The 7307-nt window shown below is 75.3% G+C and carries 8 protein-coding genes; 4 read left to right on the forward strand and 4 right to left on the reverse strand.

Translation table 11 applies throughout. The features are described 5' to 3' along the window. The 3 genes from VFW24_09245 to VFW24_09255 form a co-directional block, all read left to right on the forward strand. Nucleotides 1–325: septal ring lytic transglycosylase RlpA family protein (locus tag VFW24_09245; GenBank protein HEX5266948.1), on the forward strand; the 325-nt coding region annotated here is incomplete at its 5' end. A gap of 55 nt (nucleotides 326–380) precedes the next feature. Next, complete coding sequence (locus VFW24_09250; protein HEX5266949.1) at nucleotides 381–1127, forward strand: 5-oxoprolinase subunit PxpA; 747 nt, start codon at nucleotides 381–383, stop codon at nucleotides 1125–1127. After that, nucleotides 1124–2749 carry a 5-oxoprolinase/urea amidolyase family protein gene (locus tag VFW24_09255; protein HEX5266950.1) on the forward strand — a complete coding sequence of 542 codons (1626 nt, stop codon included), beginning with the start codon at nucleotides 1124–1126 and terminating at the stop codon, nucleotides 2747–2749. The genes VFW24_09250 and VFW24_09255 overlap by 4 nt, the downstream gene beginning before the upstream one ends. A gap of 17 nt (nucleotides 2750–2766) precedes the next feature. Here VFW24_09255 and VFW24_09260 read toward each other — a convergent pair whose 3' ends face one another. The 3 genes from VFW24_09260 to lexA form a co-directional block, all read right to left on the reverse strand. Then, entirely contained in the window at nucleotides 2767–4194 is a 1428-nt protein-coding gene (locus VFW24_09260; protein HEX5266951.1) for an FAD-dependent oxidoreductase, read from the reverse strand. Next, the gene (nrdR, locus tag VFW24_09265) at nucleotides 4191–4670 is read right to left on the reverse strand and encodes a transcriptional regulator NrdR (protein HEX5266952.1); all 480 of its coding nucleotides are present in this window, start codon (nucleotides 4668–4670) and stop codon (nucleotides 4191–4193) included. The genes VFW24_09260 and nrdR overlap by 4 nt, the downstream gene beginning before the upstream one ends. Nucleotides 4671–4734: 64 nt before the next feature. Beyond that, nucleotides 4735–5370, reverse strand: a complete 636-nt coding sequence (gene lexA / locus VFW24_09270; protein HEX5266953.1) for a transcriptional repressor LexA — start codon at nucleotides 5368–5370, stop codon at nucleotides 4735–4737. A 120-nt stretch (nucleotides 5371–5490) separates the two neighbouring features. Between lexA and VFW24_09275 the strand changes: the two genes are divergently transcribed. Continuing rightward, on the forward strand, nucleotides 5491–5874 hold the full coding sequence (locus VFW24_09275; GenBank protein HEX5266954.1) for a LysM peptidoglycan-binding domain-containing protein: 384 nt from the start codon (nucleotides 5491–5493) through the stop codon (nucleotides 5872–5874). 15 nt (nucleotides 5875–5889) lie between these two features. On the opposite strand, the gene VFW24_09280 is transcribed toward VFW24_09275, so the two are convergent. Next, on the reverse strand, nucleotides 5890–7307 hold a 1418-nt coding region (locus VFW24_09280), incomplete at its 5' end, for a S8 family serine peptidase (protein HEX5266955.1).

Genomic DNA, 7307 nt, shown 5'->3' on the forward strand with positions numbered 1-7307 from the left:
CGGGTCGGCGCTCCCCCCCTCCCTCAGGGCGGTGGGCCAGACCGTCAGCGGGGTCGCCTCGTGGTACGGGCCGGGCTTCGACGGGCAGCCGACTGCAACCGGGGCCATCTACGACGAGAACGCGTGGACGGTCGCCAGTCCCGACCTTCCTCTCGGCACCATGCTCGTGGTGACGTGGCAGGGGCGCTCGGTCCTGCTGCTGGTCGACGACCGGGGCCCGTACGTTCCGGGGCGGATCCTGGACCTGTCCCACGCCGGCGCCGAGGCGCTGGGATTCGACGGGCTGGCCCTGGTGACCGCCCAGGTGGTCGTGCCCGGCGCCTGAGCCGCCGGTGGCGGCCGGGCGTGGCGGCCTCCCGTCGCGTGGGAGCCTTCAGGGCGTGGCCCCGCGAACCGTCGACCTCAACGCCGACCTCGGCGAGGGTGGTCCGGTGGACGACGAGCTGATGACGGTCGTGACCTCCGCCAGCGTGGCGTGCGGGTTCCATGCCGGAGAGCCCGCCACGGTTCTCCAGACGTTGCGCACGGCGGCGCGGGCCGGGGTGGTCGTCGGCGCTCATCCGTCCCACGCCGACAGGGAGGGGTTCGGCCGCCGGGACCTGGAGGTCGATCCCGCCGCCGTCCATGCGGGGGTCGTCTACCAGATCGGGGCGCTCGACGCCCTGGCCCGGGCCGCCGGCACCGTCGTGCGGTACGTCAAGCCGCACGGTGCCCTCTACAACCGCGCCGCCTGGGATCCGGACATGGCGGACGCCCTCGTCCGGGCCGTGCTCGACACCGGTGCCCGGCCCCTCCTGGCGCTGGCGGGGTCCCGACTGGTGAGCGCGGCGCGCCAGGCCGGGCTGGACGTCCACGAGGAGGGATTCGCGGACCGGGCGTACGCGGCCGACGGCACCCTCGTCCCCCGCTCCGAACCGGGCGCCGTCATCGAGTCCGTCCCGGCGGTGGTCGAGCAGGCTCTGGCGCTGGCCGCGGGTAAGGGCGTGCCGGCCGCGGGTGGGGGGTCGCCACGCGTCACGGCATCCTCGATCTGCGTGCACGGAGACACGCCGGGCGCCCTGGCGCTGGCCCGGACGGTGCGGGCCGCGCTGGAGGATGCCGGCGTGGCCATCCGGCCGTTTGCGTGAGCCGGCGCGTCTCGGTCCGGCCCTACGGCCGGACGGCATTTCTCCTGGAGCTCTCCGACCAGGCTTCCGTGCACCGGGCATGGCGCCGGCTGATGGGGGCCCGCAACGGTGGTTCGCCCTTGTTCGCGGGCATCGACGACGTCGTGCCCGGGGCGCGCACCATCCTCGTGGTCTGCGACCGCGACCGCGGCGATCCCGCCCCCCTGTCGGATCACCTGGCCGACTGGCTGCTGAGCGGGACCGATGCGGACGCGGGTGGGAGCGCTGACGCAACCGGGCGCGAGATCCAGATCCCGGTCGTCTACGACGGCCCCGACCTCGACGAGGTCGCCGCCCTGACCGGCCTGTCGGTGCGGGAGGTCGTCTCCCGCCACACCCGCGGGGTGTGGACGGTGGGCTTCCTCGGCTTCGGCCCGGGCTTCGCGTACCTGAGCGGCGGTGACCCGGCGCTGGCCGTTTCCCGGCGCACCGAGCCGCGGCCCGCCGTGCCGGCGGGAGCGGTCGGCCTGGCGGCCGGGATGAGCGCGGTCTATCCGTCGGACATGCCCGGCGGCTGGCAGCTGATCGGCCGCACCGGCGTCGTCCTGTTCGACCCGACGCGGGACCCTCCCGCCCTGCTCGGCCCCGGGGACCGGGTGCGGTTCCGGAGGGTGGGGCACCCGACCCACCCGCGTCCCGCTTCGGACGCCGTCGCGGACCAGCGGGAGGGGGCGGGCCGACGGGCCGCCCCCGTCACGTCCCTTGCGATCGAGGTGATCCGCGCCGGTCCCCGGACGACGGTGCAGGACCACGGCCGCATCGGTCACGGCCACGAAGGCGTGCCCCGCGCCGGGGCCGCCGACCGGGTGGCGCTGGACGTCGCCAACTCGCTGGTGGGCAACCCCGCCGGCGCGGCCGGCCTCGAGACGACGCTGGGTGGACCGACGCTGCGGTTTCCCGCCGGCGGATTCGTAGCCGTCACCGGAGCCGAGGCCCCCGTCACCCTCGGCGATGCGCCGGTGCCGGACTTCCCGGCCCGGGTGAGGGTGCCCCCGGGGGCCACCCTCACGGTGGGGACCGCCAGGCGCGGCGTGCACACCTACGTGGCGGTGGCCGGGGGCGTCGACGTGCCGCCGGTGCTCGGGAGCCGCTCGACCGACACCCTGTCCGGACTGGGCCCCGGGGCCCTACAGGTGGGAGACCTGCTCCCGCTCGGCCCGGCCGGCGGGGAGGCGGGGACGGCGCCCCCCGAGTCCCTTCGCCCCCGTCCGGTCCCCACCCGGCTGCCCGAGTCGGGCGAGCTCCTGAAGGTGCGGGCCACGGTGGGACCACGGGCCGACTGGTTGGCGCCGGGCCAGCTCGACGCTCTGTTCACGGCCGAGATGACGGTGAGCCCGGTCAGCGACCGGATCGGGGTCAGGACCGACGGAGTGGAGCTGGCGATCGGTCACCGGGGGGAGCTTCCTTCCGAGGGCCTGGTGGCGGGCGCCGTCCAGGTGCCGCCGAGCGGGCGGCCGATCGTGCTGCTCGGCAACCACCCCACCACCGGTGGCTATCCCGTCGTGGCCGTGGTGGAGGACGGGGACCTGGCGATCCTGGCCCAGGCCCGGCCCGGATGCCGGATCCGGCTGGAGCGGATCTAGGCCGTCAGCCCGCCCGGCTACGCGATGGCGGCCAGGAGCTCGCCGCGCGGCGGGCCCAGCACCAGAGGCGGGCGGTTCTCCCGCTCCTGGAACGCCTCGAGCACCTTCCCGAGGACGTGGGGGTCCGACATCGGCGCCGTCGGCACGTCGAGCAGGTTCACCACCCGCAGGAAGGCCCGGAGGACGTGCGGATCCCGCCGGGCGGCGGGGAGCAGCCCGTCCCGCACCAGGCTGCCCGGCCCCAGCTCGTCAGAAGCGGCGCTCGACTCGGCGTCCTGGGCCACCGCCGCCTGGTACCAGGGCACGAGCTCGGCGTCGGTCAGCTGGTGGAACGCCGAGGCCGCCTCCGGGCCGCCGGGGTCGTGCTGGGTCAGCACTCCGGCCAGGAGGTAGGCGTGGACCAGGGCCAGCGAGCAGCCCCGGCCGTACAGCGGGTTGGTGCAGACCTGGGAGTCCCCGACCGCGAACAGGCCGGTCACGACCGGGCGTCCCCCGACGACGAAGTCCACCTTCCGGTTGACCAGCCGGGCCATCACCTCGACCCCGGTGATCCGCTCGGACCGCCCCGGCTCGACCCAGGCCGCCGTACCGGGCATGGCGTCGGCGGCCCGGTCGAACGGATCGTCACGGAGCAGCACCCGGAGGGCGGCGTCGGATGTCGGAACGGCGAAGGTGATCGAGAAGGTGCGGTTGTCCGCCGGGAAGATGGCGTACTTCATGTAGCCCAGGTCCCCGCCGATCGGTCCGTCGGCCGGAGGGCGCTCGGCGTCATCGGCCAACCGGTAGAAGCGGGTCGAGTACACGATGCCGGTGTCGGCGCTGACGACCTCGGGCGGGGTGACCCCGGCGTCCCGGAGCCAGGCGACCAGCGGTGAGCGCCGGCCGGTGGCATCGACCACCGCGTCGGCCTGCAGCCGCGGCCCCGACGCCAGCCGCACGCCGGTCACCCGCGGGACCGCCTGGTCGGGGCCCGGCCCCGTCCGCCCCCGGCCGGAGGCGGGCCGGTCCAGCTCCAGCCCGGCGGCCACGTCGTGCACCAGCTCCACCCCTCCGCCGGCGGTGACCAGGTCGCGGAGGACCCACTCGAAGGTGGTCCGCCTCGAGGCCAGGGCCACCAGGTCCTCGTCCCCCGGCTCGGGAACGAACCCCTCCATCTCCGGGGGCAGGCTGTCGGTGAACCGGAGCTCGGACACGCCGGCGGCGTACAGGGCGGACAGGACGTCGGGGGCCTCCCGCTCGAGGAGAGCCCGGGTCCGCGCCAGGAAGGCGTGCGAGTGCCTGGTCTGCGGAGCCCCCCGGCGCCCCCGGGCCGCGAAGGCGTCCTCGACGTCGACGGCCCGCCCGATGTCGTCGCGCTCGACGAGGGTCACCTGGTGACCGGCCCGACCGAGGGCGAGCGCCGATCCCAGGCCGGCGATCCCGGCCCCCAGCACGACGACCCTCATGCTCCGGACCGCCTCCGCTTGGGCGCAGTCTCCTTGGTCAACAGCCCCGCCTCCCGTTGAAAGTCCCCGGCATCCTCGAACCCCTTATAGACGCTGGCGAACCGCAGATACGAAACGTCGTCCACCCGGGCCAGCCGCTCGAGGACGGCCAGGCCGATCTGCTGGCTCGTCACCTCCCCGCCGAGAAGGCGGATCTCCTCCTCGACCCCGGCCGCCAGCTCCTCCATCTGGAGGTCGTCGACCGGGCGGTTCTTGGTCGCGGCCCGCACCCCGGCCACCACCTTGGCCCGTTCGAAGGGCTCCCGGACGCCCGACCGCTTGGCCACCATGACCGGTGCTTCCTCGACCCGCTCGAAGGTGGTGTAGCGGCGGCAGCAGATCAGGCACTCCCGGCGCCGCCGGATGGCGGCCCCCTCCTCGGCCGTGCGCGAGTCGACGACCTTGTCCTCCTGGCCGGAGCACCACGGACAACGCACGTCTGCCGAAGCTACCGGGCGGCGGCCCCCCGTCAGGCGACGGGCGGCCCCGGCAAATCGGCGCTCAGATGCGCCGGAGGACCGTGACCACCTTGCCGTAGACGGTCACGTCGGCGGGGTCGAGCTCCATCGGCTCGAGGCGCGGATTGGCGGGCACGAGGACGACCTTGGAGCCCTTCCGGGACCAGCGCTTCACCGTGGCCTCCTCCCCGGGGAGGCCGGCCACCACGATGTCCCCCTTCTCGGCGTCGGGCTGGGCCCGGACGACGACGAAGTCCCCCTCGAAGATGCCGGCGTCGATCATCGAGTCCCCCCGGACCCGCAGCATGAACAGGGTCCCGGTGCCGGTGAAGTCCTCGGGCAGTGGCAGCAGCTCCTCGACGTTCTCCTGAGCCAGCACGTCGGCGCCGGCCGCCACGTCCCCGACGAGCGGGACGTGGCGCACGGGCCGGCTCTCCACGGCGGCCCCCGACGACGGGTCGTAGCGGACCTCGATGGCCCGGGGCTTGGTGGGGTCCCGCCTCAGGTACCCCTGGCGCTGCAGGGTCGCCAGATGGGCGTGGACCGTCGAGGACGAGGTCAGCCCCACGGCCTCCCCGATCTCGCGCACCGAGGGCGGATAGCCCCGCGCCCGCAGCTCGTCGGCGATGAAATCGAGGATCTGCCGGCGCTTTCCGGTGAGGACCGTCTCGGTGGCCATTTCCGGAAGGTAACACCCTGACGGCCCGATTACAAACATCTGTTCGGTCCCGCTTGACGGGAACGTGCGTTCGTGATTGAGTAGCTGATCGAACGCTAGTTCGCCCGGAGAGGAGGGAATGTGGCCGCCGTCGCCTATCCGACCATCGTGGTCCCGGCCCGTCCCCGCCACCCCGGCGGTACCCCGACCACCCGGGCCCGGACCAACCGGCCCTCGCCCGCCACGTTCCGCCGCCGGCGCCTCGCCGTGCTGGCCGGCGGTGCGGCGCTGATCCCGGCGGCGCAGCTCTGCGCCGCGCTCCTCGGGGGCGGGCCCCTCACCGCCCCCGAGGGGCCCTCGCGGGAGGTCGCGGCCCACGTGTACGTGGTCCGGCCCGGGGACACCCTGTGGTCGATCGCCGCCCGGGTCCGCCCCGGCGCCGACCCCCGTCCCCTCGTGCAGACCCTGACCTCCGACCTCGGGGGCGCCTCGCTCCGGCCGGGAGAGGCGCTACAGCTGCCCTGAGGTGGCCCCGGGCCGCTACGGCTGCTCGGGGCTGACGCCCGCCCGCCGGCGCCTCGGCGCCCACCACACCAGGCCGCACGCGGCGGCGAGAAGGACGGCCGCGACCGTGCCCGCCACCATCGCCCCGTCCGACGTGCCCGCCGCCCTGGTGCGGGGCGCCGCCTCCGCTCGGGCCTGTCCACCCCCCGACGTACCCGGGACGGCTCCCCCGCCGAGAGCCGTCGGGGCCGGGGCGGATGGGACACCCGGGGTATCGGGCGCGGGAAGGGCGGGGGCGCCGGGGGACGAGCCGCCGAGGGCGGGACTAGAGCCGGGCCGGAAGCCCCCGCCGCCGGAAGCCGGTGCTCCGCCGCCGGAGCCCGAGCCGGGCGCGGGTGGCGACCCGGATCCGCCCGGCGCCGGGGTGCCCGCTCCGGACCCGACCGCGGCGCTCGACACCGCCGCCGCCGCTCCGACCGCCTTGGCGGCGTCCAGACGCCCGGCGCACGCCGACCCGCAGGACACGGCGTGGTCGGCCGACGACAGGAGCGTCTGCACCGCCGCCGTCTGGGACAGACCCTGGGCCAGCAGCAGGGCCAGGGCGCCCGACACCATCGGCGTCGCCATGGACGTCCCCTGGTCGTAGGCGTAGGAGTTGACGGGGTTGGCGGACGTCCACCACGTCGACACGATGCAGAGGGCGCTGGCGGGCCCCCCGCAGGAGGGGTTCCCTCCGGAGTCCTGGCCGTCTCCACCGGGAGCCACGAGGGCCCACTTGGCGTTGCCGACCGGGCTGGAGTACGGCGCCACCTCGTCCTTGGGGCCGGTGGCGCCGACGATCACGGCGTTGGCGTTCCCGTAGTTGGCGCTGCCCAGGCCGAAGAAGTTCTCGTTGCCCGCGGCGAGCACGGGTATGGCGCCGTGGCTCCACGCGTAGTCGACCCCGGGGGCCAGCGAGCTGCTGCCGAGCAGGCCGGTCAGCTCCGGCAGATCGCTGCCGAGGCTGAGGTTGACGACCCGGGCGCCGTGCTGCACCACCCACTCGATGCCGGCGTTGACGTCGGAGATCGAACCGTTGCCCTGGTTGTCGAGCACCTTGGCGGCCACGATGCGCGCGCCCGGCGCCATCCCGGCCACACCCTTGTCGTTGCCGGACACCGCCGCGGCTATGCCCGCCACGTGGGTGCCGTGGCCGTTGTCGTCCTGTCCGGTCCCGTGGCACGAGGCCGGGTTCCCGGCCGCCCCCACGCAGTCGGCGCTGGCGGCCACCTTCTCGGCCAGGTCCTCCTGGCGCAGGTCGACGCCCGTGTCGACGACGCCGATGGTCACGCCGAGACCGGTGGAGCGCGTCCAGGCCGCGGGCGCCCCGACCTTGGCCAGGTTCCACTGGCGCGGGTAGAGCGGGTCGTTGGAGGACGAGGGCGCCGCCCCGGCCGGGCCCGCTCCGGCGGCCG

The organism is Acidimicrobiales bacterium (genome assembly GCA_036273495.1).
GTDB lineage: Bacteria > Actinomycetota > Acidimicrobiia > Acidimicrobiales > JAJPHE01 > DASSEU01.

What these genes read in the sequence shown, in the direction of transcription:
- VFW24_09260 (HEX5266951.1), bottom strand. Translation starts at nt 4,194, where the DNA reads ATGAGGGTCGTCGTGCTGGGGGCCGGGATCGCCGGCCTGGGATCGGCG.
- lexA (HEX5266953.1), bottom strand. Translation starts at nt 5,370, where the DNA reads ATGGCCACCGAGACGGTCCTCACCGGAAAGCGCCGGCAGATCCTCGAT.